This window comes from Anabaena sp. 90 (assembly GCF_000312705.1).
GTDB lineage: Bacteria > Cyanobacteriota > Cyanobacteriia > Cyanobacteriales > Nostocaceae > Dolichospermum > Dolichospermum lemmermannii.
Genome location: NC_019427.1, coordinates 1,358,710 through 1,385,276 on the forward strand (window position 1 = coordinate 1,358,710; position 26,567 = coordinate 1,385,276).

Sequence of the window (26,567 nt, forward strand, 5' to 3'; positions counted from 1 at the left end):
ACCCAAGTAAATACAAATGCCTATAGCTCTTGAAGATTGTTAAAAATCTTTAAGCAGCCATAGGCAATTATAGCATTGCTGTGATTCTATGCCATTTTCTTGAGTATTTTTAGTGAGCAAGTTCTGTGAAAACGCCGATATTACGGAATTTATCATAACGGAGTTGGCGACGTTCAGCAGGTGTCAGACGGTTCAGTTCGTCTAAGTTTTCTAGCAAGGCTTGTTTCAAGTTTGTCGCTGCTGTTAAAGGGTCTGAGTGTGCGCCACCCAAGGGTTCAGGGAGAATTTGGTCAATAATGCCCAAGTTTTTGAGGTCGTGGGAGATAATTTTTAAGGCTACGGCGGCCAGGTGAGATTTACTGGCATCTTTCCACAAAATTGCAGCGCAGGCTTCCGGGGTAGCGACGGTATAAACTGAGTGTTCAAACATCAATAGGCGATCGCCTACACCAATACCTAACGCCCCACCAGAACCACCTTCACCAATAACTGTGCAAATGATGGGTACGTCAAAACTGAACATTTCCCGCAGGTTATAGGCGATCGCTTCTCCTTGTCCTTGATGTTCGGCTTCTATGCCTGCCCAAGCCCCAGGAGTATCAATAAAGGTCAAAATTGGCATACTAAACTTATTGGCGTGTTCCATGAGGCGCAGAGCCTTACGATAGCCACCAGGAGCAGCCATGCCAAAGTTACGAGCCACGTTATCTTTAGTATCCCGGCCTTTTTGATGTCCTAACATCATCACCGGTTGTCCAGCGATGCGACCAACGCCACCAACTAAAGCTGGATCATCGCCGCCACAGCGATCGCCATGCAACTCCATCCATTCATCACTAATAGATTGAATATAATCTAAAGTGCTAGGGCGGCGGGGATGACGGGCTACCTGCAATCGTTGAGATGGTGTCAGACTGCTAAAAATCTCTTCCCGTAATTGCGTCGCCCTTGTCTCTAGTTGGCGAATTTGTCCAGAAACATCAACACCATTTTCTTCAGCCAGTTGGCGAATTTGGTCAATGCGAGTGGCCAGTTCTGCTAAAGGCTTTTCAAAATCTAACAGTAGCGGTTTGCGCTCAGTGGTTGCCATAGTTATGTTAGTTGTCAGTTGTTAGTTGTTGGTTGTCAGTTGTCAGTCGTCCGTTGTCAGTTGTTAGTTGTCTTTTCTTTGCCACTGACCACTGACCACTGACCAATGACTAAACTAGCAATGGTCTAAAACCGTGTTTAATGGACACACGACCAATTTGCTCCATTTTGTCTACGGTAATCTGATTACGCCCCCAAGAAAAGTTTGTATATAACTTCTCAAATTCCAATAGCATTGATTCTGCAAAACAAGCAAATAATTGCCGACCTGGCACATCCATATTGACAATTTTCATAATTTTCCAGTCAATATCTAGGGAATGCTCCACAATGCCACCATTTAACACATACACCCCTGGGTGCTGAATTTTTGTGCCTAAGTTTTTAGGATAGCCACCATCAATCAATAGACAGGGTTGTTTTAATGTTGTCGGGTCAATTTCTACGCCTTTGGGCATACTCGCCACCCAAACGACAATATCCGCTTGGGGTAATGCTTCCTGTAATCCCATGATTTTACCGCGTCCTAGTTCTGCTTGCAGTTCTTGGAGACGTTCTTGATTTCTAGCAATTAATAGTAATTCTTGGACATCTGTTTTTTTATCTAGCCAGCGGGTGACTGCGCTACCAATATCCCCCGTTGCACCGCACACAGCTACAGTTGCTTTGGACAATTCAATCCCTAGTTGTTTAGAGGCTTCTTCTACTTGCCGACAAATAATGTAAGCTGTATGAGTATTGCCTGTGGTGAAGCGTTCAAAATCTAGGTTAATATTGCGGACTTGTTTGAACTGCTCTAAATTAAAGTTCTCAAAAATAATTGAGGAAAATCCTCCCAAAGCTGTAATATCAATGCCATGCTTTTGAGCATGAGCCATAGCGTTGAGAATTTTCCGCGTGGCAGCTTTAATACGACGATTGGCCAGCATTTCTGGCAAAAAGCAAGATTCTACATACTTTCCTTCTATTTTCTGCCCGGTGATACTGGTGACAGTGATATGATCAACTATTTGCGGCGGGGCGCTACACCAAAAGTCTAGCCCTTGATCGGCATATTCTGGATATCCCAATTCTTGAGCTACTGATTGAGCGTGTTCTAAACTAGTCAGATGTCCAATTAAACCAAACATGGAGTGATATATTAGGCGTGTGCTGTCGTGCAAAACTGTGGAATTAGTGGGCAATACCAACTTTGGATTTGAGATTTTGGATTTTGGAGAAATCGCAAACTATAGTATCTAACTATTAAAAATACTACATAAGGGGTCAATGTTCACAGTTGACGGTTGACTACAGAACTATTACTCCCCTACCTCCCCTACCTCCCCTACCTCCCCTACCTCCCCTACCTCCCCTACTTCCCCTACCTCCCCTACCTCCCTGGGGTAACAAAGTCGTCACCCCTGTGGGCAGTTATTAAACGGTTGCCAGTCCGTAGGCTGAAAGACGCATGATGTCACGGGTGGTAAAGCCAATGTTACTTAATGCTTCACCGTATTGAATCATAAAGTCTTCTACTAAAGCATCTTTTTCCATTGCTAAGACTTTGGCATCGTCTGCTACTTCGTTCAGCATTTTCCAGACAATGGGCAGATTTTGGCGGTTTGCTGCTTCTAATTCGGCTTGAGATTCTGTAAAGTTTTCTTGCAACCACACTTCACCAAAGTTAAGATGGCTGTATTCTTCTTTTACAACTCCTTCTGTGATTTTACGAGCGAAATCATCAGCTACGGGAATGTAGATATTATAGGCAGCGATCGCAAAACATTCGATAATTAATGATTGAATCAAAAGGCAAGTAACGACTTTACCTTCTTCGGCTGCGGTTTGAAAATTGTCGTGTAGTCCCAAGAAAAACTTTTTAGCGAATACTAAATCTGGAGTCACTTTTAAATTCCGTCCACAGGCTTCAAAACCTTTTTTGTGGCGACTTTCCATTTTCGAGAGACGAATTAATTCCTCTTCCTGTGCTGGCAGCAGTTTCGCTAATGTCATGTAATTTTCGTGGGCTTCTTGTTCCCCTTCAATGACAATGGCATTGATGCGGCTATAAGCATCTTTATATATTTTGCTTTGGAAATCAATTTTTTCAATTTGGTCTACAAGCTGCTGCATATTCGGTGTTACTCCGTTGTCCATGAATTATTTAATACAAAAACTTAAATTACCCGATCAATTTGGGGTAATTATCACTGTGATTTAATTTAACTTAACAAGAAACTATAGTTATTAAATTAGTTTTTACTGATGGTTGTACCAACAGAAAAACAAATGTATGGAGTCATAGCCAATGTCCAAGCTAAACTGGAATCTAAAAAAATGCCAATTTGTTGAGCCTGTTAGTAGCGCTAACAAGTGCATTTATAGGGTTACTGCCGCTAATTGTGGTTTTCCTGACCTCTTTTGGGGGTGCGAACAGGCACTTCCCCAAATAATTGGACTTTAGCCAATTACCGGGGGGTAGGGACAAGGGAAGTTTTTATTAGCTTTTGCTAATTCTACCTTAGTAGCGATCGCAGTTACGGCTTTTCCAATTTTCACTTCGGCTTTAGCGGGTTACGCCCTGGCGAGGCTAAAATTTCGGGGTAGACAAGCGTTGCTTTTGGTGGTGTTAGCAACTTTGGTGATTCCTTTTCAGTTATTGGTAATTCCCATCTTTTTGGTGCTGAAGTGGGGACATCTGATTAATACCTACTGGGCTTTGATTTTACCAACTGCTGTCAACGGCTTTGGGATTTTTCTGTTACGTCAATATTTCCAGACAATTCCCGTAGAATTGGAGGAAGCAGCCGCTATTGATGGTGCAAACCGATTACAAATTTTATGGCGGATAATGTTGCCTTTAGCACGTCCAGCGTTAGTAACTCTGTTTCTATTTACCTTTATTGGTGAATGGAATGATTTATTTAAGCCTTTGGTATTTACAACCAGACCAGAATTAAGAACAGTGCAATTAGCTTTAGCAGAGTTTCAAGAGCAGTTTACCAATAATTGGCCGTTGATGATGGCAGCGGTGACAATTGCTACTGTACCAGTGATGGTATTATTTTTAATTGGTCAACGGCAGTTTATACAGGGTATTGCCACAACAGGAATTAAGAATTAGGCATTGGTTAATTGTTAGTCTCAATGAAAAGGATAATATTTTTAAAGTTTACAGCTTTGGTAAAATATATTTATTGTCATCGAATTAAACTAAAAACTTTTATGAAAGCAATCCAAACCACAGGTAAAATTGATGAACAAGGTCAATTATCCTTAGATTACCCAATTGAAGGCACTTCACCTAGTTCAGTGCGAGTGATTATTCTATTTGCAGAAACAGATACCACTGAATTTTTCACAAACATCAGTGAATATCAACAGCTTAATCTGATGCCACCCAAACAATTAGAACAGGAATTAAAACAGGCATTGAGTGAAGCTGGCTATGATTCCAGGGAAAAAATTATTGATCTTGTGCAAGAGGTTAAACAAGAAATAGCGTTAGAACGCCGACAAAAGTAAGATTAAATAAAATGACAACCGTTCCTGAGTTAATTTTTTTGGATACTAATGTTTATCTGATTGGTGCAGTGGATTTAAATAGTTATGAAGGTCAAATTCTGCAATGGTTAGGTTGGGAAACTCAAGGTAATGATGGAATTGAGGTAGTTATTTCTGATGAATTAATTGATCAAATTTCCAGAGTTGCTAAACGGTTAAAGAATAAAGACTGGGCAGGAGAAATTATTGGACGAATTTGGCAAAAGTTAAATATTTGTTATGTTCAAATTGATGATTTTGCTCAGGCAGAAATGGAATCAGCAGGAGTTATTCCTCGTGAAGATATAGGAGTTTATTTGACGGCAAAAGCAGGACATTCTCAATGTTTTGTTTCAGCTAATCATAAGTTAATTCGGATTTTGGCTGAAGAAACAGGAGAGTTTGAATGTTTGACTCCATTTGAATTTGTAAGCAAATACTTGGTCAGCTAGGAATTTACTGATTGTGGTTTTGATAAAATGCAGCACACTTACGCGCTAATCATACAATGGCCAACATAGAACATTATCGTCAGTGTATTCAAACCATCCTCAAAGAACATGGTAAATTTAAGCCCAAATACGATGAAATAGATAATGAACTAATTTTTGATACTACTCATGATCATTATCAACTTATGCGTGTTGGTTGGGATGATTTAAGAAGGGTTTATCATAGCGTCATTCATTTCGATATTAAAGATAACAAAATCTGGATTCAACAAAACATGACAGAATCAGATTTAGCTCAAGAACTTGTAAATATGGGAATACGAAAAGAAGATATTGTTTTTGGTTTACAACCACCCTACAAACGTCCTTATACTGGTTATGGTGTAGCTTGATTTTTGAATGTTTCAGTTGTCAGAATCAGGATTTTGATTATTTTTGCTCTATCTTTAAGGATGAATTGTGCCATCAGGCATCATTGCCCCTTGAAGGTTTGCTCCTTGAAGATTAGCGTTATATAACTTGGCTCTGTATAGATTGGAGTTTAACAGGTTGGCGCTTGACAAGTTGGCATTTGACAAGTTGGCTCTCGACAGGTCGGCTTTTCCTAGATGGGCTTCTGATAGGTTAGCATTTGATAAGTTAGCTCCTGACAGGTTTGCTCCTAACAATTCGGCTTCTGATAGGTTAACCCCCAGCAATTCGGCTCCTGACAAGTCACATTTAACACACTTTTTTGTCTTTAATAGCTGCTCAATATGTGCAGGATTTGCGGCATAGACAGGAGCACTAACTAAACTAAAAATAGTTGTAATCATAGCCAAATAAATCTTGTACATCCACTGATTCCCCTTCTCTAAGTTGTCTGAAATTACAGGTAAATAGCATATTCAGTATCACTACTCAATTATAACTCTATCATTTCATTACTCAGAGATTTTATGCAAATGAAACAAATCATTTTTTGCGTGAAATAAAAACCTACAATGTGAGTTAAACCACTCCAGCTAAACATACAAAAATACTAAACTCAGATTCCGTCATCATCAGAAAATATGCAAAAGTTGGGTTTAGTGTTAATTATCATTTCATTTTTACCATGGTTGGCGATCGCTGTGATAGTGCCATTTTTGCCAATTTCTCTCGCCCAAAAAGCTATATTAGTTCCAGCGTTATTAGTTTTGGCTGAAGTTCTATTTTGGCCAGGTACGCTGTTGGTGGGGAAAGAAGTAGTGCAAAAGTATCGCCGTTATTTAAATTTCCGTTATCTAAATATACTCGTCAAAAGATGGAAGCGGAAAAATAGAAAAAGATGATAATTAGGTAGAATCAGTATTTATAAATCTCTATGTAGGTTAGGAAAATGGCAGCACAAAAACTCAGCGAAGCAGAACTAAAATTAGCCCTCAATAGTTTACCAGGATGGCAAATTAAAGAAGGCAAATTATACAAAGAATATAAATTTAGCTCCTTTGCAACTGCGTTAGGTTGGATGGTTAGTGTGGGTGTTCACGCGGAAAAACTTGGACATCACCCGGAATGGTTTAATGTTTACAGTACAGTCCAGGTAAATCTTATTACCCACGACATCGGTAATGCTATCAGCAATTTGGATGTAGAACTGGCGAAGAAAATGGAAGAATTAGCACCGTGAGATTGGGGAAGTTGGGGAAGTTGGGGAAGTTGGGGAAGTTGGGGAAGTTGGGGAAGTTGGGGAAGTTGGGGAAGTTGGGGACTGGGAAAGAGTTTGACTAATTACCAATCACCAATTACCAATCACCAATTACCAATCACCAATTACCAATTACCAATTACCAATTACCAATTACCAATTACCAATTACCCATTACCAATCACCAATCACCAATTACCAATTACCAATTACCAATTACTTAACTCGTTTCCTGAATCTGTAATCTAATGGTATGTTCTGTTGTACCGCTTAATTGCAGTTCCATGATTTCCCCTCCTAGAGGTTCTATGCAGGTGAGGAGCGATCGCAAATTGGGCGTACTTGCACCAGTATCCACATATAACCTGTCCGCTAAACTACTAATTTTTTTCCAGGTCATATACAATTTGCCAATGGTTTGTTCAATTTGTGATGCTTGATTTACCAAGTCAGCAGCAATACTTAAACAACCGACTCGTTGGGCTTCTTCTAAGGCAGTTTCAATATCTACATCTTCCGCTATTAACGCTTGCACTTGGGCAGCAGATTTGAGATATTTGGCTAATTGTCGGGCTTCTGAGGTAGCTTGTTTAACAGTATCAACATCAGGATTGGCGGCTATATCCCTTTGTAATGCCTTTTGGTGCAATTCGGGCAGTTTTTCCATTTCCTTGACCAGAGGGGCAATGTAGCGCGGTGGCAGACTGTTATCTGCGGCTTTTTCCCTAACTTCTTCTGGTAATAAATCGGAGGACATGGCTGTCCATTCGTCACTGAGTTGACGGACTTCTCTGCGGGTAATGCGATCGCCTTTCTCCGCAGCTTCACTGACCATCTGTTGTACTTCTGGAGACGCTTTGGCGGTTTCTACAAATGCCCGTTTACTAAAGTTATTAACCGTGTCTGGGTTCAGTTTGCCATCTGATATCAAGGTATCAGCACTATTGGCTAATTGAATCCAACTGTATGCCTGGGTTTTGCTGATTTCGCGTTCTTTGAGCCATTTAAGAAAACCCGCACCGCGTCCATCTCCGCCTTTTTTCTCACGGTCACGGATAGCGCGTAAAATGCGACCACGCCAAATTTCTGTTTGTAAATCAAAGCGATCGCATACCTGCCATGCTACATCAAGTTGTTGTAAAAAGTCGGACTCAGGAATTTGTTCATCTTCTGGATCAGGTAATGCAAAGTCTAAATCTGCTGGCTGTTGGAGTGCAGCAGCAATGTCATTCATAGAGTCGGTATCTTGCACGATGGATAGCTGGTTGGGGTATGCGATTTAGCTTATATTCACGCAACTTGCGTCATGAAAATTGGTGAGTAAGTATTGTACTTTAAAAATTAAATTTTAGGGGGACTGGGAAAATGAGAAAATGAAGGGACGAAAGTGCAGAACAGACAAAAATAACAGGACTTACGGAAAATATCTCTGAAACCCTCATTTCTCCGTGTCCTCTGTGACTCTGTGGTATGGCTAACGCCACGCTTCGCTATCGTTATTCCGTGATTTGTGCGTAAGCACTAAATAAGAAACAATTCTCTGTCACCTGTCACCTATTCCCTTATGAAACAAACTGCGAAAATCCTTGATGGTAAAGCATTAGCCGATAAAATTCAGCAAGAACTTAGTGAGACAATTAGCAAATTACAAGGTAAAATTGGGCGATCGCCTGGATTAGCGGTATTAATGGTGGGAGACAACCCCGCATCAGCCGCTTATGTTCGCAACAAAGAAAAATCCTGTGCCAAAGTCGGAATTACCTCTTTTGGTAAACACTTTCCCACCCAAACCAGCCAAACCGAACTAGAGGAAGTAATTGCCCAACTCAACGCAGATGATCAAGTAGATGGGATTTTAGTCCAGCTACCCCTTCCCAATCATTTAGATGCTGTCAGTCTACTACATCAAATTGCCCCGGATAAAGACGCTGACGGACTCCACCCTGTGAACTTAGGAAGACTGGTACGAGGTGAAACCGGTTTACGGAGTTGTACTCCTGCCGGTGTGATGCGATTGTTAGCAGAATATAGAATTCCTTTACAGGGCAAAAAAGCCGTAGTCGTAGGACGGAGTATTTTAGTAGGGAAACCGATGGCTTTGATGTTATTAGCAGCTAATGCCACAGTCACAATTGCCCATTCCAAAACCCAGGATTTACAAGATATTACCAAAGATGCTGATATTCTCATTGCTGCCACCGGGATTCCGGGAATGATTAATGCCCAGATGGTAAAACCGGGCGCAGTTGTGGTAGATGTGGGAATAAATCGGGTTACAGATAGCAATGGTAAAAGTCGGTTAGTTGGTGATGTTCAGTTTGAAGCGATCGCTAATGTGGCAGAATATATTACTCCTGTTCCTGGTGGTATCGGTCCAATGACAGTAGCCATGTTATTGCAAAATACTGTTTCTAGCTATTTACAAACCACAGGCAACTGAGAAATAATTTTTATGAATATTCATGATTACTCACCAAAACCGTGAGTGTTTCCGCCCCAAAGCCCCGTAAAATTGGTACACAGATCACAAACAGCCCAATATTTTGAACAGTCAAGAGGAATACAAAGCATGGTAGCAACGGATAAAAGATTGGAAACCCCAAAAAAATCAGAGTCGGCTAGTTTTAACCTCGCTACCTATCTCAAACAACGACAACAGCTTTGCGAACAAGCTTTGGATAATTCCATTACCGTCGTTTATCCAGAAAAGATTTATGAAGCTATGCGCTATTCTCTCTTAGCTGGAGGTAAACGAGTTCGTCCTATTCTCTGTCTTGCGACTGCTGACATGATTGGTGGCACAATAGAAATGGCTATGGCTACAGCTTGTGCCGTAGAAATGATTCATACCATGTCCTTGATTCATGATGATTTACCCGCCATGGATAATGATGATTATCGTCGCGGTAAACTCACAAATCATAAAGTTTATGGTGAAGATGTGGCTATTTTGGCAGGAGATGGTTTATTGGCTTTAGCTTTTGAACACGTAGCCGCCCAAACTCCTACAAATGTACCTAGGGATAGAGTTTTACAAGTCATCATTCGCCTGGGTAAAGCCTTGGGTGCGGCTGGCTTAGTCGGTGGTCAAGTGGTAGATTTGGAATCGGAAGGTAAGTCAGATATTTCCTTAGAAACCCTGAATTTTATTCATAATCATAAAACCGCAGCCCTGTTAGAAGCTTGCGTAGTTTGTGGGGGAATTATTGCTGGTGCATCCGCTGAAGATGTGCAAAAATTAACTCGTTATTCTCAAAATATTGGTCTGGCTTTCCAAATCATTGATGATATTCTAGATATCACTGCTACCCAAGAGCAGTTGGGTAAAACCGCTGGTAAAGACCTCACAGCCCAGAAAGTTACCTATCCTAGTCTGTGGGGAATTGAAGAATCTCGCGCTAAAGCTCAACACCTGGTTGCTCAAGCTTGTGCTGAATTAGCATCCTATGGTGAAAAAGCCATTCCTTTGCAAGCGCTCGCTCACTTTATCATCAACCGCAATAACTAAGCCCAATTGTGGATTTTAACTAAATTTTGGCTTCTACTGCCGTTTTTCCTCCATACAATCACTGCTTACACTTACTAACTTCACCAAAATACCATGCAGGACATAGGCGAAATTGTTAACAACCGGGTGCTGCTGGTTGCGCTTGTAGCTTGTTTTGTAGCTCAAGGATTAAAGCTTATCGTTGAGTTAGTCAAACATCGTAAATTAAACGTGCGTGTTTTAGTAACTACTGGAGGTATGCCCAGCGCCCATTCAGCCCTAGTAACAGCCCTAGCAGACGGTGTTGGCCAAACTTTAGGTTGGGCATCTCCAGAATTTGCTCTAGCTACAGTTTTTGCTATCATCGTTATGTACGATGCCGCTGGAGTGCGTCAAGCTGCTGGCAAGCAAGCAAAAATTCTCAATCAAATGATTGATGAATTATTCCATGAAAAACCGGACTTTTTTCAAGACCGTCTCAAGGAATTATTAGGACATACACCAGTTCAAGTTATCGCTGGTTCAGTTTTAGGTGTAGCTATTTCTTGGTTAGCGCGGGCTGTATATTAGTCGGTTGTCAGTAAACAAGGATATTGCTCGTACGTAATAATCAGATTTTCAGGCAAATCTTGTGTAAATTAGAATCTTATGTAAAAATTTAATTAGTGCAATTCAGGTGTTAAAGTTATGACAACGATTTTTTCTACCCGCAAGCTAGTGGGAATTATACTCACTGGTTTAACAGTAACTTCCTGTGGTGGGGGTACATCTAGTAATACATCTAGTGATACATCTGGTAATACATCTAGTGATACTAACCCAAAGACCTTAACTATTAATGTTCCTTCATTAGGTTATTCGGCAACCTTGGATAAGACTACAACTGCTGCTGATATTGGTAGGGTACGATTAGAGCTAAGAGAACAGTGTAGAAACATCTTTAATGTTGGTAGTCGTTCACAAGCCAGGTGCTTGACTGAAGTTTCGGAAGCAGCACAAGCAGCGGTCATTTTCATTAACAGTTAAGGCAAAACCTGAGAATTTTTAACTAATTAATACTCTGTTACATAAAGAAGGCGGACATATTGTCCGCTTATACATCATATAAAACCCAAAAAATGATAAATGAAGAAAATCAATATTTTTACTCAAATATCATTACTAGAACGCTATTTAGTCTCTCAATTAATAACCCCTTTATTATTTAGTATTGTCATTGTTACTGTGGTTGCGGAATCAATTGGTATTTCCTTTGAACAATTTAGATTTTTGATAGAGAAAAGGTTATCTTTTGATGTTCTTATATATCTTCATATCCTGAAATTACCAGAATTTATTATTTATTCCCTACCTATTGCCACTTTAATGGCAACTATTTTTACCTATCAGCAGCTATCAAGAAATACTGAAATTATTGCTTTACAAAACTGCGGGCTTAGTTTATACAGATTAGTATATCCTGCGGTAATGATAGGTTTATTATTAACAATTTTGATGTTAATCTTGAATGAAGTAGTTGTTCCTCCAGCTAACTACAAAGCAGCAATTACTCTAGAAAAACATCTAAATATTAGTAGAGAAAACATCAGAATCCATGATATATTTTATGTTCAAATATCCCAAAATAACACAGATGATATAGTTTCTAAAAGTAAATATCTTAAATACCTATTTTATGCAAAAGAATTAACCGAAAGAAAAATGAAATCTGTAGTCTTATTAATTAGAGATAATGAAAGATTAAAGATGATTATTAATTCTAAATTTGCAGAATGCCATAGTGAAGAATATTGCTATTTTTATGATGGTAATAAAACTATTATTAATACCAATGGTTCTTATGGAAAAAATCTAAAATTTCATAAAATATCTTTATATTTACCGAATATATCTTCACAATTTAAGGCAGATAGAGAAAAACTTGATCATAGAGAAATGAGTCTATATCAAGCTTATCAGCAATTGTCAATTTTGGAAACAGCGGGCGATCACCAAAATTTTCTCAAACTACAAGTTCACATTCAAAAACGCTTTGCCTCAGCTATTTCCTCCACTGTATTTGCCTTTTTAGGTTCAGCCATAGGCATTAACTTAAAAACAAGAACCAAATATAACAGCTTTGCCTTGACTTTGGGTATCATCCTACTGTACGATACATTTCAACTAATTACAGGTATTTTGGTTGTATCAGAAAATATCTTATATGGTTGGGTTTGGTTGCCAAATATTGTCGGTACTAGCATTGCAGGTTATTTACTAATTACGAAAAATTCGCTGTCATTAATTTAGTAAACATCTTACGCAAAAAGTAAATCATACCGCCATATCGTCGTAGGATAATTTTAAACTCTCCTCTAACTAATTATCAACGGACAATTGAGCGGAGTAAAACTACTTTCCGACCATCAGCTAAGATAGCTACAAATCCACTTTCGCTAAGTTTTTTTAATGTATTGTATGCTTCCTTTTGATTGGTAGTATAAACTGCCAACAGGTAAGGGCGTTGTCCATAGGAGACAAAACCCACATCACCTCCTACGGATTTTTGCAGGCTACTAACCATTTCTGGACGGTTAAAATAATCAACCAGAATTGCATAACCTTCCCCTAATATTTTGGGGTTATAGGTGATTTTTGAAGTTGGTAATTTTGGAGTTGTTTGTGGTACTTGTTGAGGTGCTTGTTGAGGTGCTTGTTGGGTAGCGCGAGTGGTGATAATGGCAGATAAACCAACTATATTCTGAATATACCTTGCCCAGCGATTGGCATCATCAATATTTTTAAACCCACCAATTCGCGTTACTGTTTGATTATTATATTTGCAAGTAACTGTTTTTAATTCAGTCGGTAATGCACTACGCAACTGCTTTTGATTTTCAGTTGTGGGACTTACTACTAATAATAAATATTCTCCCGCATTTGGTGGTTGACAATTAGTAAGATTTTGTTGAGCAATAACAGGATTGATATTGCTAATTAAGGGAGTAACTGCTAGTAATAAGGCACTTGGTAAGATTGTTAATATTTGCATAAATTGGTAATTGGTAATTGGTAATTGGTAATTGGTAATTGGTAATTGGTAATTGGTAATTGGTAATTGGTAATTGGTAATTGGTAATTGGTAATTGGTAATTGGTAATTGGTAATTGGTAATTGGTAATTGGTAATTGGTAATTGGTAATTGGGGAAGAGGTGAAATTCTTATATATTCCCCGTTCCCCGTTCTCTGTTCCCTATTAAGAAGCTGTGGTAAGGGATGCTAATGGATTTGGTATAGTGTCGCTAGGGGCGGAGAATTCTCCAGTAATCACATACTCTAACCGCAGTTTTAGCCAAGTTATAAATTGCGAATTGGTGGAAATAATGGCTGCCGCAGGTTGGGGACATTTCTTTTTAATATCTGCCATTTTTGGTGTTTCTAAAAAAGCGGGTTGCTTAACTAACCAAAAATCAATTTCTTTTTCTTGTTCATGATAGTTACGAGTCCGTTCTTTGAGAACTTCGTCTATCGGTTCTTGTTCCATAAGAAAGTGTTGACTGGCCAAAACGTAATAGTATGTTTGCATTTTCTTTGCTTGCTGACTAATCTATAATTTTAGGTTACTGTGGTAATATGCCCGACTTCTAGTATTAATTCATCATTTATTAACATCATGAAAACAGAAGTCGGGGATCTGCTATAATTTTAGGGCGCAGTGTTGAATCTGTACCCTGAGCGATTAACTTTTCTTCAATCCCTGAAACCAAGAACCAAAAGGACAACCACCGCTCTTATTTTCACTATTTTCTAGTTTGCCACCTGCTGTCAGGCTTTCTAAAAATAGGGCATTATCAAAATAGTGTTCTAAGGAAACAATTTTTAAATCTTCGGTGACATGAGCAACACTCATACCGATAATTTCAACTGTTTTCCCTGTGGGTGCATAATCTTTATACTTACCCTGAAAATGTCCCCAGTGTCGCCATTTAAATGTAACATTGGGAGGACCAGAATAAACCGCCAATACTTCCCAGGGAAATCCTTGAGGAAAGGTACTATGAAAGATATCATGGGATGATTCAAAACTTTCCTCTGAAGCTTTGTAATGTTCAGAATCAGCCATAAATAAATTATAAGTACCTGATTTACCTAATTCGGCAGCGGTGTATTCTTGACCACCATTGCTTGTTACCCGGAATTTGTCATTGACGATAGATAACCACTGTTGGGGGTTAGTTTTCCATGACACTTCCATTTCAAAGGTTCTCACCAGATTTTCAACTATAGCTTCTAGTGTACCTTCGAGATGATGGTGGATACTCTCTTTTGCTAGGTTTTGCTGAGAACGGCTATAGTCAGGGGGTTTTTGATTGCGCCATTGAGCATCAGTGCTGGCTGCAATTACCTTGTCTCTATCTTGTACCCATAGTGGCAATTTGTTAGACTGTTGAGAATTCATAGTAGGTTGAAGTTTCCAAATGTGACTCTAATTTTCTGGAATTACGCAGGTACAACCCCTCTAGTAGTCTGTCAAGCAGGGAGGTGGGGGATGTGGGGGATGTGGGGGATGGAAGAACAGAAGTTTTTTCCGATCATTACCCGTCAAAATAAATTTGACGAACTACTAGTCCAAAGAGGCAAAAGGTAGGGGGAATATATTTCCCAATTACCAACTACCAACTACCAACTACCAATTACCAATCACCAATCACCAATCACCAATCACCAATCACCAATTACCAATTACCAATTACCAATTACCAATTACCAATTACCAATTACCAATCACCAATTACCAATTACCCCGCATTGCTTCTTTCATTTCTCGAACTGCTCTTTCAATACCTACTAAAGCTGCCCGACTAATGATAGTATGACCGATGTTTAGTTCTTCCATGCCTGGAAGTGCAGCAATGGGGTAAACGTTCCAGTATGTGAGTCCATGACCGGCATTCACCCGTAAACCTGCTTTAATGGCTTGTTCACAGCCTTGGGCTAATAAAGCTAGTTCTTTTTGGCGAGTTGTTTCGTCTTTGGCTTCCGCATATTGTCCTGTATGCAGTTCAATAAATTTGGCTTTTACCTTGACAGATGCCTCAATTTGTGGTGGTTCGGCATCAATAAACAAACTTACGGGAATGCCAGCATTTTGCAACTTATCAACTATCTCTCCTATTCTAGCAATTTGTCCGACAATATTTAAACCACCTTCTGTGGTTACTTCTTCCCGCTTTTCCGGTACTAAGGTAACATAATCGGGTTTGATATCTAGGGCTATGGCTAACATTTCTGCGGTTGCTGCCATTTCTAGGTTTAAGTGGGTTCTCACCGTTTCCCGCAATAGTCGCACGTCTCTATCTTGAATATGTCTTCTATCTTCGCGCAAATGGGCTGTAATGCCATCTGCACCCGCTAGTTCTGCGAGAATTGCCGCTGCTATGGGATCTGGTTCTACTGTGCGCCGTGCTTGGCGAATGGTAGCGATATGGTCAATATTTACACCGAGTGTAGGCACGCCTGGTTTCTCCTGTTCAACAATCCTTAGATGTTGATTTTAGCGAAAATACCAATTTTAGGGGTGAGTGATCGTATTATAAAGAAAGGTAACTCTCAAAAATTTGACAATCTCTGAGGTGATATGCTTTTAGAACTGCAACAAATTATTGTCAACCCTGGTCAACAAATGTTACTCAAGGATATTAGTTGGCAGCAGTTAGAAAAGATTTTGGAGGAAATGGGAGAAAAACGTGCTGCACGTATTTCTTATAGTGATGGTTGGTTAGAAATTATGGTTCCTTTACCTGAACATGAAAAAGATAAAGAACTTCTTGGTGATTTAGTCAAAATTTTGTTGGAAATACTCCAAATTGATTTTGAGCCTTTTGGTTCGACAACACTTAAAAATAAGCGAATGCAGCAAGCTGTAGAACCGGATACGAGTTTTTATATTCAAAATCAAGCTGCTGTAATTGGCAAAAATCGCATTGATTTAAATATAGAGCCACCACCAGATTTAGCTATTGAAATTGATATTACTTCTCGGACTCGATTTGAGAATTATGAGATTTTGGGAGTTCCTGAATTTTGGCTATATCAACAACAAGGTTTGGAGATTTTCTTGTTACAAGAAGGGAAATATGTAAAATCTCAATCTAGTCCTAATTTTCCTAATATTCCTATTATTGAATTAGTTAATGAGTATGTACGGCAGTGTTTGACTATTGGGAGAAGTCAGGCTATGCGGAGTTTTAGGAGTTGGGTTAAGGATAATTTGTATACTCAAAACGGCTTGATTGTTTGATTCTAAACGTAGGGGTTTAGCACTGCTAAACCCCTACACATCTGGGTTCTTTGTCATTTGGCAAAAGTTTAAATCTCACCCGTGTTTAGTATAATCGCTATTTAGTAAAGTTGTAAAATTAAGGAATTGGCACAAACTCGTATTTATCAGTTCCAGGTTTTTGTTGAACTTTGATCAGGAAACTAGGATCATATCCAGATTTACGATTACCTGATGAAAACTGAATTTGTCCAGTTGCACCATCAACTGAAAATTTCGGATCACTCAGCGTCTGTTGTAGTTCGTAACGGGTACTGCTTTTTTGCAAACCTAAAATAATCGCTTTAGTTGCATCATAGGATGTTGCAGTTCGCCAGTTTACTGGGGCTTTCCACAATTGATTAGCATTTTTCACAAAGGGATTACCAGGAAATGCTGTGGAATGCCAAGGTAGAGAAGTTATTAGACCATTAATGTCTTTCCCTTCCTCTAAACTTTCTTTTGTAACCACAGCAGAAGTGCTAAATAAACTTAACTGGAAATTATTAGCTTTTACCAATGCTCTACCTCTCCTTTCTGTGTCCCTACTTTTATTTATGTATAGAGCTAATACCAAAGCATCCGCACCACTATTTTTAGCTTCAGAAATGACTGCGTTAGGGTCAAATGCAGGGGCAGAAATATCGCATTCTGTGCGGTTAACCCGAGGAAGTCCTACCACGTTGGTAAAATTGTTCTTAAACGAGATGTTATCTGGATTTTGATCAGTACAGATGAGAAAGTTAGTTTTCTTCATCTTGTTAATTGCATAATCAGAAATGCTCTTTGCTATCGTTTTAATGCCAGGAGCAGTGCGAAAGATATATGTAGTGGTACTAGTCAGATCTTCGGCATAACTAGTAGGAGATATCATTACTAACCCTGATTGTTGATATACTGCGGATGCGGGTTTAGAAGCACGACTAGAATTATGTCCCACTACAGCCAAAATACTCTTATCCTTGACAAAATCACTAGCAATTTGTGGAGCAATCTTCGCATCATTATCATCATTAGCAATTACTACTTCTAATAAAGCTTTATTATTGATACCACCCTTATTATTCACCTCATTTTGTGCCTGTGCCACACCGCGTAGCATTTCTTCCGCTATACCCTTTTCAGTACCAATGGGTACGCTGACAGCAATTTTGAGCCGATTTCTATTCTCACGAGCTTTAGCATTGTTCAGATAAATCAATGCTTCTGGGTCTGTTGGTTTAGCGGTGCGATATCTCTCGAACTTCTCAATAGCAGTTTTACAATCACCATCTAAAAATGCTTTAACTCCAGCTTCTTTATCTGGGTTTTTATCTTGTGTTAAGAGAATTTTTTCACCTAAACTAATTCTGTTATTCAAGTTATATGTCTCTTTATCACAGGAGATTGGTGTAGGCTGAACTGGAACTTGCGGTTTGGGAATGGGTATAAAATGAACTACAATACCGCCAATAACTACTCCGATAATACAAGCTCCTAAGTATTTAAAATTACTATTTTGAGGTGGGGGCGGTGGCGGTGGCAGAAAGGTGCCAGAAGATAGCTGTTTGTCAATTATGGGGGCTTCAATTAGGGCTATATCTTCATCTCTGAGTCCTAACGCTTGCTGAAGACGTTTCAAATCAGTGCGAGTTTGATCACTCAGAGTAAACCCAGATTTAATCTCATTACTGAATGCCTCCTCATATCGCTGCGACTTTTTCTTGTGGATTTCGATAGGACCTAAAACCTTAGCTTCAATTTCAGCAGCATCCTCAGATGTTAGTGTCAGCCTATCTCGTAGCGCATCCAATGTAGTACGACCAATCAAGGGGATTTCATCGTTACCACGCTTTACCCAATATGCAACTTCTCTGTAATATTTGAGCTTAGGATCATCATTAGGCACATTAGCAAGGTTGATTTTATAGCCTTCTCTGATGGCATATATTTCTGGGTTCATGGCTGGAGTGGCTTCTTGAACCTTACTTTTGGCGTATTCATGCAATTCATCAACGGAAATAACACCATTTTCATCCCTGTCTGCTGCACCAGTTTCCAGCCCTTCAACTATGTAGCGAGTGTAAATTGAGGTATCTGCCCCTTCTTCTTCAAAAGAATATTGGGTTGAAGTTGAAGAAGTGAGAACAGCCCTCCCTTCTCCACCCAATTGATTTCTGATATCTACAAAACCATCATCTCTCGCTGACATCCCCTCAGCAAACGCGCCACTAAAGCAACAATCGAGAATCACCACCTCGTGTTTAGAGCGGCTATTGCTCATGACCTCATGGACAGAGGTAGCTGGTACTGTTGTTGCCTTAACTAATACTCCGTTGTCATTTTTGCGGGTGTTACGAGCAGCAAAGTAAAGCCTACCTTCTTCATCTTTGATGCCATGACCAGAGAAAAATAGTAGCAAGAGGTCATTTTTTTGACAATTATCAAACAATATTTCGATGGCTACTTCCATTTCTTGTCGTGGAGGATTTACCAGCACTTTGACCTCATCAAAACCGCCAATGTCTGGGTTTTCCAAAACTTGCCGCATGGCTTCAACATCTTTTGTCGCTGCTGGTAATGAGTTCAGTCCAGGCTCATACTCACTAACTCCTATTAGCAATGCTACTTTCGCCATCTTGCTATCCTTCCCTTATATTGTGTGATTTCTTTCTTAGTTACCTGCGATAAATTTTTGTGCTAATTCCAGTGCTGCTGTTAGTTCTTTCTGACCATTGGCTTTCACTTTCACCTTTTTTCCGTTGACTTCAATTTCCAATTCAATAGTTTTGTTACGCAAGCCGCCCAACCATGCCAACAATTTATAACAATTACTAATAGTGACCTCAGCTTGCAAAGCTCCGACCAAAAAACCACCAACAGATTTACCTCCTTCTGGTACTTCTGCCACTTCTACAAGTCCAGCACTTTCCACATCTAAGTCATTAATGTCTCGCAGCAGATTCCGTGTTTCCCGTTCCTGCTCCTCTGCATCTAAATCTGGATTGGCAAGAGTAATTGTGAATTTAACATTAGATTCTGAACTCATTTTGCACCTGTGAAGTCTTTTAAGGAGTTGACCAACTATATAATATACGCTTGTCTGTAATTTTACTGGATAAAATCGGAAATTTTGATAACTTTTAAGCAATTACCGCTATAGTCAAAGGCTTTTAGAAAGCTCTGGGCAGATTATTATAGAAGTTTAGGCTTGATGAAAAAGGCGATAATCACTCATGACTACCGAAAAGAATCTAGCCATTGTGGACAGGGAAGTCCATGACTCATCCACTTATTATGTGTTTGACGATGGTGAAACCCATGACCCACCAACAGACTTAATATTTGATGATGGTGAACCCTTGGAATCATATAGACATCGGACTGGAATGAATGTCCTTATCCGATCATTGCAGCAGCTTTGGTGCGATCGCAATGATTATTTTACTGGGGGCAATATGTTTATTTATTACAGCAGCACCCAGGTTCGTAATCGTGATTTTCGCGGTCCCGATTTCTTTGCTGTTCTCAATATTGATGGTACTAACACTCGACAAGGTTGGGTGGTTTGGGACGAGAATGGTCGCTATCCTGATGTAATTGTGGAATTAATGTCACCTTCTACAGCAGCAATAGATAAAGGTATTAAAAAAGACCTTTATGAACAGACTTTTCGTACCTCGGATTATTTTGTCTATGATCCATTTAATCCTCGTTCTTTACAAGGATGGCATTTAGATGATAATCAAAAGTACCAGCCGTTAATCCCCAATGAACATGGTTGGTTATGGAGTAGACGTTTAGGTTTATGGTTGGGAACTTGGGAAGGAAGGGTAGAAAGGGAAACTGCTATTTGGGCGCGGTTTTATGATGCTGCTGGTAATCTAGTTCTATTACCAGAGGAAGCAGCTAAATCGCAAGCAGAGGCAGCTAAATCTCAAGCAGAGGCAGCTAAATCACGAGAGGAGGAGGCTAAGGCAAAAGCAGATAGGTTGGCTGCCAGATTACGAGAATTGGGTGAAAATCCAGATATCTTGTAATCGTTAGGTTTCCCAAATCCCCGACTTCTCAGGACAAATCACAATTTCTGGAGATGATGACAGCAGAAGTCGGGGATCTTAATTTTTGCCTGCTCACTCCTGCTGTATAATCAACTGGAAGCACTGGTATAAAAACGGAGGGCAAACCGCCAAAACTGAGTAGAAATAAAGAATAAGACAATTGCTAAAAATCCCGCACCTAGCCACCAGGTAAACTGAATTTGACCTAACAGAGACTGGGCTGGAACTGTAGTTAAAAAAGTTACTGGAACTATAAAGGTAAAGAAGAAGCGATAAGCCGCCGGATAGGCTGTAATTGGATATCTTCCAGCATCTAGAAACCCTCTTAATACTTCTGTGACGTTGTATATTTTAACAAACCAAATACTTGTTGCGCTGAGGATAAACCACAGGCTGTAAAGAATGACTAAACCGCAAGCCAAGGGAAAAATAGTCAGTAAGTATTTGTCAATTCCTAAGTTAAGTTTTGTACCAGCGTAGCCAATGATGAGCAAACCTAAGATTAAATCTGGTATTCCCCAGAGGGAAAGGGTATGAATAGATAACCAAAACTGACTACGAATAGGTTTTAATAATACAAAGTCTAAAGTCCCTTCTTGAACATGACGCACAATCCGATTTAAGTTGGGAGCGAGGAAGGTAGCCGAAAAGCCTTGTAATAGGGTGAAAATTCCTAAGACTACTAAAGCTGCGTCCCATGACCAGCCCGTAAAAGTGTAGCCTGTGCGGTAAAATAGGAACAAACCAAAGATACTACCTACTAAATTACCTAAGCTACTGAAAGCAGAAATGATAAAATTAATACGATATTCCATTTCTGCCGCAATGGCAGCACTCCAAAATAATCTCAACACTTTTAAATATCTTGCCATTTTTCGCCTTTACCCCAATATCTCTTGAATATAAAATAATTTTATCTAAACTTAATATTATTTGGTATTTTTATAATTTATGAACGTTAAAATGTTGAATGCAACTTCTTAAGCAAATCGGATTTTATGCACTTTAATTTACCGGAATTAATTAAATCGCTGGGTTATTTTGGAGTATGGGGAATTATCTTTGCTGAATCTGGTTTATTGATTGGGTTTTTTCTCCCTGGTGATAGTTTACTATTTACGGCTGGATTTGTTGCTTCTCAAAACTTGCTAAATATTTGGGTACTGATTTTTGGTGCGTTTTTTTGTGCTGTATTAGGTGATAATGTCGGGTATTTTACAGGGCATAAATTTGGCAGAAAATTATTTGAGAAGGATGATTCTTGGTTATTTCGTAAAAAACATATTGTGAAAACTCAAGATTTTTATGAAAAGCATGGTAAAAAAACAATTGTCTTAGCTAGATTTATGCCAATTGTGAGGACTTTTGCGCCGATTGTAGCAGGTATTGGGGCTATGCACTATCGGTCTTTTATGTCTTATAACTTAATTGGTGGTTTTGTTTGGACATTTGGAATTACTTTGTTAGGATTTTTCCTGGGAAAAACTTTGCCAGCGGAACAGTTAGATAAGTATCTTTTAGCAATAATTGGCTTAATTGTTGTTGTTTCTTTATTACCATCTGTTATTCATGTAATTAAAGAAAATAGAGCTAATAAATGATCAAATGCTTTGTTTTGATGACAGTTTACCCATCCCTATTCCCAAATATGACCAAAAGCTGGTAGCGTCAAACAAAGGAAAATATTTTTTGTGGATGTGACAACTTGAAAACACGTTCTAATTATTGGCAACTTTTACCCTATATCCGCACCCAATGGCAACCTATTGCTAAGGGTTTTGTCGGGATTTTGGGATATGTACTGGCAACTTTAACCCTGATTAATGTCGCGGGTAAGTTGGCTGTTCCCTTCGGGAATGGTAATGTATTAGCGATCGCTCAATTAGCCGGAATCAGTGCTGCTATTTTTCTTGTGCGCGGCTTTTTTCAGTCTGTACAAGATTTATACATGGCTAAGGCAGCGTTAAGAATCGCTTTTTATCTCCGGCAACAGGTTTATACTCATTTACAAAAACTCAATCTCAGCTATTTTGAAACTGCTAAAGCTGGAGATTTATCTTATCGTCTCACGGAAGATGTTGACAGGGTGGGAGAAGTTATTAATAAACTTTTTCATGATTTTACTCCCTGTGTTTTGCAATTAATTGCTATTCCCATTTACATGATTTATTTGAATTGGCAACTTACCTTAGCGACGGTAATTGTTGCTCCAATTATGGGAATTTTAATTGGTTGGTTTGGGGAACGTTTACGGAAATATTCTCTCAAAAGTCAAAGTCGTATTTCTGATTTATCAGCTATTTTAACGGAAGTTTTTAGCGGGATTCGATTGATTCAAGCTTTTGCAGCCGAAAAATACGAAATTGATAGATTTAGTCATGAGGCAGAACGCAGTTTTAAAGCTAAATATTCAGTCGAAAGATTAAAAGCGATTCAAATTCCCATTGTGGGATTTTTAGAAGCTGTGAGTGCGTTATCTTTGTTAATGGTAGGAACTTGGCAAATATCTCAACGTAATTTAACTGTCGGTGAATTTTTTAGTTATTTAACAGCAGCAGCTTTGTTAATTGATCCTATTGGACATACTACCAATAATTATAATGAATTTAAACAAGGTGAGGCATCAATTGATCGGGTTTTTGAGTTATTAGCAATTCAACCAACGGTGTTAGAAAAACCCAATGCTATTACCCTACCTGCTGTTAATGGTAAAGTTGAATATTGCCATATTACTTTTGCCTATAAATCAGGAGAACCTGTATTAAATAATATTAGTTTATTAGTAATGCCAGGTCAAGCCATTGCCTTGGTTGGTGCTTCTGGGGCTGGTAAAACTACTTTTGTGAATCTATTACCTCGATTTTATGATCCTGAATTTGGTGAAATTTTCATAGATGGTGTCAATATTCGAGATGTGACTTTAAATAGTTTAAGAAAACAGATTGGGATTGTTCCCCAGGAAACAATTATGTTTTCGGGAACTATTGCCCAAAATATCGCTTTTGGACAAAATATTTTTGATATTAACGCAGTGGAATCAGCGGCTAAAATTGCTAATGCTGATCAATTTATTCAGCAATTACCGGAAGGTTATCATACTTGGGTGGGAGAGCGAGGTGTGAATTTATCCGGGGGACAAAGACAGCGAATTGCGATCGCTCGTGCAGTCCTGCTCAACCCGCAAATCTTGATCCTTGATGAAGCCACATCTGCCTTAGATTCCGAATCAGAAGCTTTGGTACAAGAGGCTTTGGAAAGATTAATGGAAAACCGCACGGTGTTAATTATTGCCCATAGATTGTCAACGGTGCGGAAGTGCGATCGCATTTTGGTGTTGGAAAAAGGGCAAATTGTGGAGTCGGGAAATCATGAGGAATTATTAGCTTTAGAAGGGAGATATGCCCGGTATTATGCTCAACAATAAGATCCCCGACTTCTCTAAGAAGTCGGGGATCTGAAATTCTCGCAAGGGATACGAGACGCTACTGCAAACGCTATAATCCAATAATATGCTCATAGTTTAATCCCCAGCGTTCTTTCTCAGATATATCAGTTTTCGTCGCTTTATCATAAGTTAAAATTATCCTAAACTAAGAATACTTTTGATATTTATAACTTATAGTAATTTGCCTTTAGATTTTCTTAATAATTAATTGAGAATTTTTTCTATTTATCAACGAGGTTGCAATACTTTCCGCGATTTGCTATAATTTCGGAGAATTTCATAATTGGGTTACCATTGTCAATTTTTGATCTTTAAAAAGATGTTAGTCTCAAACCCTTTATTGACAGTAGTTCCAGAAATCAATCTCCCAGTCCGATACAAAACTTTACAAAATTAATAGCTATTCCTTGAACAATTTTAGCCATGAATTTGCTCAGAAATGATCTAACTTGAGAGATAGTAAAAATTTACTATTGACAATTTGACGAAAACGTGATAGTTAACCTGTCAATATTATTAATTTTAGTGTTAAATCAACATGAATTACCTTAACTTCGATATATGTAAGGGTTTAGCAGTGCTAAACCCCCACATATCGCATCAATTACAGGATGGTTTGCTGAATATCCCCTAAACAATCACAAAATTATTAACATTCAATGTTCCTGTTAATCCTGTGACTTCAATGATGGCATCATTAGCAGCATTAAACCCTGCGGTTGCGTCATTAATAGCCACAAAGGTTTTTTGCCCGAAACTGAATTGAGCAGCGTAATTTGAACCAAAGGCTGCTAATTTTGCCCCAATACCAGCAGCATCTAGAGTATTAACTGCTCCCACATCCACAAATCCAGCTAATGCCGTAGAAACACGGAACAAATCATTACCTGGAGTAGCGTTGAAATCAGTGATGACATCAAAATTAGCTAGGAGAGAATCAGTAAGATTTTGGTAGACAAATTTATCGCTGCCTAAACCACCAGTCAAGGTATCTTTACCACCCGCACCAGTGAGAACATCATTATTTGTACCACCGACGAGGAAGTCATTACCACTAGTACCTGTCAAAGTCAGACTAGAGGGATTGCCAATAGCACCATCACTATTAGCGTCTATGCCGAAATTAGTCTCTTGAGTGAAAGCCGCCGCAGAATTGAATGCGTATTGTCCTTCAGAAGAAACCCAATTCCAGTTATTATCTAAATTCCAGATATGCAGGAAGTTTCCAGAAATGTTTTTCCAAAGAACTTGATTAACGCCATTGACGGTTTCCGCTGCTAGGGTTTGCCATCCTGCGTAGACATCTTGGAAGATTTGTACTCCACCATTTTTAATAGCAGTTGGGATAGCTTGCCCCACCTGAGCAAAGAATTTGTTGGCGGTATCTTTGACTAATTTAGTGTTACCTGATGATTCAATGAGAATGTAAGGATTGCCAGCAGGACTACCAATCACACCATCACTATTAGCGTCTATGCCGAAATTAGTCTCTTGAGTGAAAGCCGCCGCAGAATTGAATGCGTATTGTCCTTCAGAAGAAACCCAATTCCAGTTATTATCTAAATTCCAGATATGCAGGAAGTTTCCAGAAATGTTTTTCCAAAGAACTTGATTAACGCCATTGACGGTTTCCGCTGCTAGGGTTTGCCATCCTGCGTAAATATTTTGGAAGATTTGTTGTCCACCATTGTTAATAGCAGTTGGGATACCTTCTCCCACTTGGGCAAAGAACTTATTGGCGGTATCTTTGACTAATTTAGTGTTACCTGATGATTCAATTGTGGTGTAAGGACTGCCAATAATACCATCACCATTGGTATCTATGCCAAAATTAGTTTCTTGAGTGAAAGCTGCCGCAGAATTTAATGCAAATTGTCCTTCAGAAGAAACACGATTCCAGTTATTATCTAAACGCCAAATATGCAGATAGTTTCCAGCAGTATTTTTCCAGAGAACTTGGTTTTCACCATTTACAGTTTCCGCTGCTAGGGTTTGCCATCCGGGGTAAATATTTTGGAAGATTTGTTGTCCACCGTTTTTGATAGCGATTGGGGTATTTGTCCCTATTTGGGTAAAGTATTTATCTGTTATATCTTTAACTAGTTTGGTGTTGCCAGTTGATTCGATAGGGGTATAAGTGGGAGATGTGATTTCAACAATGCCTCTGCGGAATTGGTTACTCGAAGAATCATTCCACTTACCAGGAGAACCAAAATTCATTTCTACATAATCTTCTCCATCCCAGCCATTATTTGGTTCACCGGGAAGCCAGTTAGTATAAGTAGATATTTCACCACTCACCCACTTGAATGTGCCTTCTGTCACCTCATCTGTTAAACCAATCCACAGCGTTTGATTAACACCAAAGGTACTGACTAACCAATCCTGCTCTGCTTGATTGTTAATGGTGACAAGATTTCCGCCTAAACTCTGTGCCTGAGCCTGAGCTTCTTGCCATGTTCCATAACTGGTTAAAGTATATTGGCTGCCATTGTAGTTAAACATTAGATGATGTTCCTTTAATAATTTGGTAGATGAAATTATCCGATTGCTATTTCCAA

At 39.1% G+C, this 26,567-nt stretch carries 29 protein-coding genes and 1 pseudogene; 17 read left to right on the top strand and 13 right to left on the bottom strand.

From position 1 onward, the window contains the following. Positions 1 to 109: 109 nt before the first annotated feature. Positions 110 to 1,090 carry an acetyl-CoA carboxylase carboxyltransferase subunit alpha gene (locus tag ANA_RS05955; protein ID WP_015079153.1) on the bottom strand — a complete coding sequence of 327 codons (981 nt, stop codon included), beginning with the start codon at positions 1,088 to 1,090 and terminating at the stop codon, positions 110 to 112. A gap of 109 nt (positions 1,091 to 1,199) precedes the next feature. After that, positions 1,200 to 2,219, bottom strand: coding sequence for a long-chain acyl-[acyl-carrier-protein] reductase (locus ANA_RS05960; protein ID WP_015079154.1), 1,020 nt, complete (start codon positions 2,217 to 2,219; stop codon positions 1,200 to 1,202). Between the two features lie 149 nt (positions 2,220 to 2,368). On the opposite strand from ANA_RS05960, the gene ANA_RS26450 reads away from it, so the two are divergent. Beyond that, complete coding sequence (locus ANA_RS26450; RefSeq protein WP_158310508.1) at positions 2,369 to 2,509, top strand: hypothetical protein; 141 nt, start codon at positions 2,369 to 2,371, stop codon at positions 2,507 to 2,509. Here ANA_RS26450 and ANA_RS05965 read toward each other — a convergent pair. Beyond that, the gene (locus tag ANA_RS05965; RefSeq protein ID WP_015079155.1) at positions 2,506 to 3,204 is read right to left on the bottom strand and encodes an aldehyde oxygenase (deformylating); all 699 of its coding nucleotides are present in this window, start codon (positions 3,202 to 3,204) and stop codon (positions 2,506 to 2,508) included. The two genes, ANA_RS26450 and ANA_RS05965, sit on opposite strands and share 4 nt — an antisense overlap. A 175-nt stretch (positions 3,205 to 3,379) precedes the next feature. On the opposite strand from ANA_RS05965, the pseudogene ANA_RS28455 reads away from it, so the two are divergent. From ANA_RS28455 to ANA_RS05985, 4 genes and pseudogenes are all read left to right on the top strand, one after another. Next, positions 3,380 to 4,195, top strand: a pseudogene (locus ANA_RS28455) (carbohydrate ABC transporter permease). Between the two features lie 101 nt (positions 4,196 to 4,296). After that, positions 4,297 to 4,596 carry a hypothetical protein gene (locus ANA_RS05975; RefSeq protein ID WP_041457755.1) on the top strand — a complete coding sequence of 100 codons (300 nt, stop codon included), beginning with the start codon at positions 4,297 to 4,299 and terminating at the stop codon, positions 4,594 to 4,596. An 11-nt stretch (positions 4,597 to 4,607) separates the two neighbouring features. Beyond that, positions 4,608 to 5,066 carry a hypothetical protein gene (locus ANA_RS05980; RefSeq protein ID WP_015079157.1) on the top strand — a complete coding sequence of 153 codons (459 nt, stop codon included), beginning with the start codon at positions 4,608 to 4,610 and terminating at the stop codon, positions 5,064 to 5,066. Positions 5,067 to 5,122: 56 nt separating this feature from the next. Further along, complete coding sequence (locus tag ANA_RS05985) at positions 5,123 to 5,458, top strand: XisI protein (RefSeq protein WP_015079158.1); 336 nt, start codon at positions 5,123 to 5,125, stop codon at positions 5,456 to 5,458. 54 nt (positions 5,459 to 5,512) lie between these two features. On the opposite strand, the gene ANA_RS05990 is transcribed toward ANA_RS05985, so the two are convergent. Further along, positions 5,513 to 5,902, bottom strand: coding sequence for a pentapeptide repeat-containing protein (locus ANA_RS05990; RefSeq protein WP_015079159.1), 390 nt, complete (start codon positions 5,900 to 5,902; stop codon positions 5,513 to 5,515). A gap of 216 nt (positions 5,903 to 6,118) precedes the next feature. On the opposite strand from ANA_RS05990, the gene ANA_RS05995 reads away from it, so the two are divergent. From ANA_RS05995 to ANA_RS26455, 3 genes are all read left to right on the top strand, one after another. Next, positions 6,119 to 6,379, top strand: a complete 261-nt coding sequence (locus ANA_RS05995) for a transporter suffix domain-containing protein (protein WP_015079160.1) — start codon at positions 6,119 to 6,121, stop codon at positions 6,377 to 6,379. 47 nt (positions 6,380 to 6,426) lie between these two features. Continuing rightward, on the top strand, positions 6,427 to 6,717 hold the full coding sequence (locus ANA_RS06000; RefSeq protein WP_015079161.1) for a 4a-hydroxytetrahydrobiopterin dehydratase: 291 nt from the start codon (positions 6,427 to 6,429) through the stop codon (positions 6,715 to 6,717). A 93-nt stretch (positions 6,718 to 6,810) separates the two neighbouring features. Continuing rightward, on the top strand, positions 6,811 to 6,984 hold the full coding sequence (locus tag ANA_RS26455; RefSeq protein ID WP_015079162.1) for a hypothetical protein: 174 nt from the start codon (positions 6,811 to 6,813) through the stop codon (positions 6,982 to 6,984). Here ANA_RS26455 and ANA_RS06005 read toward each other — a convergent pair. Continuing rightward, positions 6,956 to 7,987, bottom strand: coding sequence for a hypothetical protein (locus ANA_RS06005; RefSeq protein ID WP_015079163.1), 1,032 nt, complete (start codon positions 7,985 to 7,987; stop codon positions 6,956 to 6,958). The genes ANA_RS26455 and ANA_RS06005 overlap by 29 nt on opposite strands. A 312-nt stretch (positions 7,988 to 8,299) precedes the next feature. On the opposite strand from ANA_RS06005, the gene folD reads away from it, so the two are divergent. The 5 genes from folD (at position 8,300) to ANA_RS06030 (ending at position 12,511) form a co-directional block, all read left to right on the top strand. Then, the gene (folD, locus tag ANA_RS06010) at positions 8,300 to 9,175 is read left to right on the top strand and encodes a bifunctional methylenetetrahydrofolate dehydrogenase/methenyltetrahydrofolate cyclohydrolase FolD (protein WP_015079164.1); all 876 of its coding nucleotides are present in this window, start codon (positions 8,300 to 8,302) and stop codon (positions 9,173 to 9,175) included. A gap of 129 nt (positions 9,176 to 9,304) precedes the next feature. Next, positions 9,305 to 10,243: a geranylgeranyl diphosphate synthase CrtE gene (crtE, locus tag ANA_RS06015; RefSeq protein ID WP_015079165.1), complete on the top strand. Its 939-nt coding sequence runs from the start codon at positions 9,305 to 9,307 to the stop codon at positions 10,241 to 10,243. 93 nt (positions 10,244 to 10,336) lie between these two features. Next, positions 10,337 to 10,792 carry a divergent PAP2 family protein gene (locus ANA_RS06020; protein ID WP_015079166.1) on the top strand — a complete coding sequence of 152 codons (456 nt, stop codon included), beginning with the start codon at positions 10,337 to 10,339 and terminating at the stop codon, positions 10,790 to 10,792. Positions 10,793 to 10,909: 117 nt separating this feature from the next. Further along, the gene (locus ANA_RS06025) at positions 10,910 to 11,248 is read left to right on the top strand and encodes a hypothetical protein (RefSeq protein ID WP_015079167.1); all 339 of its coding nucleotides are present in this window, start codon (positions 10,910 to 10,912) and stop codon (positions 11,246 to 11,248) included. Positions 11,249 to 11,347: 99 nt separating this feature from the next. Continuing rightward, entirely contained in the window at positions 11,348 to 12,511 is a 1,164-nt protein-coding gene (locus ANA_RS06030) for an LptF/LptG family permease (RefSeq protein ID WP_015079168.1), read from the top strand. A gap of 76 nt (positions 12,512 to 12,587) precedes the next feature. Here the strand turns inward: ANA_RS06030 and ANA_RS06035 are convergent, their stop codons facing one another. From ANA_RS06035 to ANA_RS06050, 4 genes are all read right to left on the bottom strand, one after another. After that, positions 12,588 to 13,253 (bottom strand): hypothetical protein, encoded by a 666-nt coding sequence (locus tag ANA_RS06035; protein ID WP_015079169.1) that lies wholly within the window; start codon positions 13,251 to 13,253, stop codon positions 12,588 to 12,590. 205 nt (positions 13,254 to 13,458) lie between these two features. Further along, complete coding sequence (locus tag ANA_RS06040) at positions 13,459 to 13,788, bottom strand: MgPME-cyclase complex family protein (RefSeq protein WP_015079170.1); 330 nt, start codon at positions 13,786 to 13,788, stop codon at positions 13,459 to 13,461. 153 nt (positions 13,789 to 13,941) lie between these two features. Continuing rightward, a complete protein-coding gene (locus ANA_RS06045; protein ID WP_015079171.1) occupies positions 13,942 to 14,661 on the bottom strand; it encodes a hypothetical protein in 720 nt (239 codons plus the stop codon). Positions 14,662 to 14,994: 333 nt separating this feature from the next. Continuing rightward, a complete protein-coding gene (locus ANA_RS06050; protein ID WP_015079172.1) occupies positions 14,995 to 15,717 on the bottom strand; it encodes a pyridoxine 5'-phosphate synthase in 723 nt (240 codons plus the stop codon). A 123-nt stretch (positions 15,718 to 15,840) separates the two neighbouring features. Between ANA_RS06050 and ANA_RS06055 the strand changes: the two genes are divergently transcribed. Next, positions 15,841 to 16,503 (top strand): Uma2 family endonuclease, encoded by a 663-nt coding sequence (locus tag ANA_RS06055; RefSeq protein ID WP_015079173.1) that lies wholly within the window; start codon positions 15,841 to 15,843, stop codon positions 16,501 to 16,503. A gap of 118 nt (positions 16,504 to 16,621) precedes the next feature. Here ANA_RS06055 and ANA_RS06060 read toward each other — a convergent pair whose 3' ends face one another. Together ANA_RS06060 and ANA_RS06065 are read right to left on the bottom strand one after the other, a co-directional pair. After that, entirely contained in the window at positions 16,622 to 19,138 is a 2,517-nt protein-coding gene (locus tag ANA_RS06060) for a caspase, EACC1-associated type (RefSeq protein ID WP_015079174.1), read from the bottom strand. 36 nt (positions 19,139 to 19,174) lie between these two features. After that, a complete protein-coding gene (locus ANA_RS06065; RefSeq protein WP_015079175.1) occupies positions 19,175 to 19,549 on the bottom strand; it encodes a hypothetical protein in 375 nt (124 codons plus the stop codon). Positions 19,550 to 19,736: 187 nt separating this feature from the next. On the opposite strand from ANA_RS06065, the gene ANA_RS06070 reads away from it, so the two are divergent. Next, positions 19,737 to 20,540, top strand: coding sequence for a Uma2 family endonuclease (locus ANA_RS06070; protein ID WP_015079176.1), 804 nt, complete (start codon positions 19,737 to 19,739; stop codon positions 20,538 to 20,540). A 110-nt stretch (positions 20,541 to 20,650) separates the two neighbouring features. Here ANA_RS06070 and ANA_RS06075 read toward each other — a convergent pair whose 3' ends face one another. Next, a complete protein-coding gene (locus ANA_RS06075) occupies positions 20,651 to 21,433 on the bottom strand; it encodes an ABC transporter permease (RefSeq protein WP_015079177.1) in 783 nt (260 codons plus the stop codon). 126 nt (positions 21,434 to 21,559) lie between these two features. Here ANA_RS06075 and ANA_RS06080 point away from each other — a divergent pair, with 126 nt between their 5' ends. After that, positions 21,560 to 22,162: a DedA family protein gene (locus ANA_RS06080; RefSeq protein WP_015079178.1), complete on the top strand. Its 603-nt coding sequence runs from the start codon at positions 21,560 to 21,562 to the stop codon at positions 22,160 to 22,162. A gap of 104 nt (positions 22,163 to 22,266) precedes the next feature. Next, positions 22,267 to 23,985, top strand: a complete 1,719-nt coding sequence (locus tag ANA_RS06085) for an ABC transporter ATP-binding protein (RefSeq protein ID WP_015079179.1) — start codon at positions 22,267 to 22,269, stop codon at positions 23,983 to 23,985. A gap of 651 nt (positions 23,986 to 24,636) precedes the next feature. On the opposite strand, the gene ANA_RS06090 is transcribed toward ANA_RS06085, so the two are convergent. Beyond that, entirely contained in the window at positions 24,637 to 26,511 is a 1,875-nt protein-coding gene (locus ANA_RS06090; protein ID WP_015079180.1) for a bluetail domain-containing putative surface protein, read from the bottom strand. Between the last annotated feature and the right edge of the window lie 56 nt (positions 26,512 to 26,567).

Bases quoted from the DNA above. Each gene is read 5' to 3' on its own strand.
- ANA_RS06025 (WP_015079167.1), top strand. From the start codon at position 10,910: ATGACAACGATTTTTTCTACCCGCAAGCTAGTGGGAATTATACTCACT.
- crtE (WP_015079165.1), top strand. From the start codon at position 9,305: ATGGTAGCAACGGATAAAAGATTGGAAACCCCAAAAAAATCAGAGTCG.
- ANA_RS06075 (WP_015079177.1), bottom strand. From the start codon at position 21,433: ATGGCAAGATATTTAAAAGTGTTGAGATTATTTTGGAGTGCTGCCATT.
- folD (WP_015079164.1), top strand. From the start codon at position 8,300: ATGAAACAAACTGCGAAAATCCTTGATGGTAAAGCATTAGCCGATAAA.
- ANA_RS06080 (WP_015079178.1), top strand. From the start codon at position 21,560: ATGCACTTTAATTTACCGGAATTAATTAAATCGCTGGGTTATTTTGGA.
- ANA_RS06090 (WP_015079180.1), bottom strand. From the start codon at position 26,511: ATGTTTAACTACAATGGCAGCCAATATACTTTAACCAGTTATGGAACA.
- ANA_RS05980 (WP_015079157.1), top strand. From the start codon at position 4,608: ATGACAACCGTTCCTGAGTTAATTTTTTTGGATACTAATGTTTATCTG.
- ANA_RS06040 (WP_015079170.1), bottom strand. From the start codon at position 13,788: ATGCAAACATACTATTACGTTTTGGCCAGTCAACACTTTCTTATGGAA.
- ANA_RS05985 (WP_015079158.1), top strand. From the start codon at position 5,123: ATGGCCAACATAGAACATTATCGTCAGTGTATTCAAACCATCCTCAAA.
- ANA_RS06035 (WP_015079169.1), bottom strand. From the start codon at position 13,253: ATGCAAATATTAACAATCTTACCAAGTGCCTTATTACTAGCAGTTACT.
- ANA_RS06000 (WP_015079161.1), top strand. From the start codon at position 6,427: ATGGCAGCACAAAAACTCAGCGAAGCAGAACTAAAATTAGCCCTCAAT.
- ANA_RS05995 (WP_015079160.1), top strand. From the start codon at position 6,119: ATGCAAAAGTTGGGTTTAGTGTTAATTATCATTTCATTTTTACCATGG.
- ANA_RS06020 (WP_015079166.1), top strand. From the start codon at position 10,337: ATGCAGGACATAGGCGAAATTGTTAACAACCGGGTGCTGCTGGTTGCG.
- ANA_RS06055 (WP_015079173.1), top strand. From the start codon at position 15,841: ATGCTTTTAGAACTGCAACAAATTATTGTCAACCCTGGTCAACAAATG.
- ANA_RS05960 (WP_015079154.1), bottom strand. From the start codon at position 2,219: ATGTTTGGTTTAATTGGACATCTGACTAGTTTAGAACACGCTCAATCA.
- ANA_RS06060 (WP_015079174.1), bottom strand. From the start codon at position 19,138: ATGGCGAAAGTAGCATTGCTAATAGGAGTTAGTGAGTATGAGCCTGGA.
- ANA_RS05975 (WP_041457755.1), top strand. From the start codon at position 4,297: ATGAAAGCAATCCAAACCACAGGTAAAATTGATGAACAAGGTCAATTA.
- ANA_RS05965 (WP_015079155.1), bottom strand. From the start codon at position 3,204: ATGCAGCAGCTTGTAGACCAAATTGAAAAAATTGATTTCCAAAGCAAA.
- ANA_RS06030 (WP_015079168.1), top strand. From the start codon at position 11,348: ATGAAGAAAATCAATATTTTTACTCAAATATCATTACTAGAACGCTAT.
- ANA_RS06070 (WP_015079176.1), top strand. From the start codon at position 19,737: ATGACTACCGAAAAGAATCTAGCCATTGTGGACAGGGAAGTCCATGAC.
- ANA_RS06065 (WP_015079175.1), bottom strand. From the start codon at position 19,549: ATGAGTTCAGAATCTAATGTTAAATTCACAATTACTCTTGCCAATCCA.
- ANA_RS05990 (WP_015079159.1), bottom strand. From the start codon at position 5,902: ATGTACAAGATTTATTTGGCTATGATTACAACTATTTTTAGTTTAGTT.
- ANA_RS05955 (WP_015079153.1), bottom strand. From the start codon at position 1,090: ATGGCAACCACTGAGCGCAAACCGCTACTGTTAGATTTTGAAAAGCCT.
- ANA_RS06045 (WP_015079171.1), bottom strand. From the start codon at position 14,661: ATGAATTCTCAACAGTCTAACAAATTGCCACTATGGGTACAAGATAGA.